This is a genomic window from Vibrio sp. 03_296 (assembly GCF_002265885.1).
The window spans coordinates 1-1,226 of sequence record NZ_NPKW01000437.1; the positions used below are offsets into that span (position 1 = coordinate 1).

The 1,226-nt window shown below is 46.3% G+C and carries 1 protein-coding gene and 1 pseudogene; one reads left to right on the plus strand and one right to left on the minus strand.

Annotated features, from left to right (window positions below; all coding sequences use genetic code 11):
• Positions 1-885: pseudogene (locus CIK04_RS25210) on the plus strand (AMP-binding protein); the annotation flags it as partial.
• Positions 886-1,027: 142 nt separating this feature from the next.
• Here the strand turns inward: CIK04_RS25210 and CIK04_RS25215 are convergent.
• On the minus strand, positions 1,028-1,226 hold a 199-nt coding region (locus CIK04_RS25215), incomplete at its 5' end, for a hypothetical protein (protein WP_142995015.1).

Genomic DNA, 1,226 nt, shown 5'->3' on the forward strand with positions numbered 1-1,226 from the left:
TGTTTATTTCTGTGCCACGCTTGTGGACCTTATTCCAGCAACGCATTCAAGACAAACTGCCCAAAACGCCTCAACTTCCTACTTAAATCCCATTTGTCAGTGGTTTGATTAAGAAGAAGCTGGCCGATGGCCTTGGTTTGGATCAAGCCCGAGTGCTAGGTTGTGGCTCCGCTCCAGTTTCTCCTGCCTTGCTCGCGTGGTATCACAGTGTTGGCTTGAATATTACCGAAGCTTGGGGGATGACAGAATCGTTCGCTTATAGCACCTTAAACTACCCCTTTAGAGCCGACAAAATAGGCTCGGTGGCAACGCAGGGCCCGGTAATTGAGCTCAAATCGCCGCTGATGATGAGATCATGGTTCGTGGCAAGGGGCTGTTTTCTGGATACTACAAAAACGACATTGCCACTCAAGAAGCTTTTGATAAAGAAGGCTGGCTACACACTGGCGATATTGGTCGACTGGATGCCGAAGGGTATCTCACCATTCAAGGTCGTAAGAAAGACACCTTTAAAACGGCCAAAGGCAAGTTTGTTTCACCTGTCCCTATTGAGAACAAACTCTTTGAATACAGCCGAGTAGAAWWGATGTGTTTGATTGGCCTCGGCTTGCCAGCGCCAATCTTATTGGTGGTTCCGCACAACTTCCCGAACTTCGATCGCGATCGCTATGAACGCACGAMAAAACGTAGTGATAGCCAAAATGAACGCAGAACTCGAATCGCACGAGCAGATCAAAGGGGTGTTGATGATTAAAGACCCTTGGAGTATCGACAATGGCATCCTAACGCCAACGTTAAAAATCAAACGACACGTCATTGGAACAGAAATACCACGAAGTGGGGCAAAATTGGCCAAAAGATAAGCTCGTGGTGTGGGAAGAGTAATTTTGATGTGACTCGGTCATTCCGACTCACCACCTGATAGCATCAGCTTTAAAGGCTCGTCATAAAACCTTTTTACGATTCTCAGACAATAAAAACCCGCTAGCAAGCTGCGGGTTTTATTGTTATTGAGTTAACTTAAGAATTACTTCTTAGCGTTACGCTCTTTAACTTCAGCAATTACTTGCTCTGCTACGTTGCTTGGACAAGCTGAGTAGTGAGAGAACTCCATAGAGAACTGACCACGACCAGAAGTCATTGTACGTAGAGTACCGATGTAGCCGAACATTTCAGAAAGTGGTACGTCTGCTTTAACGCGAACGCCAGTTTGCACCCMWTTCTTG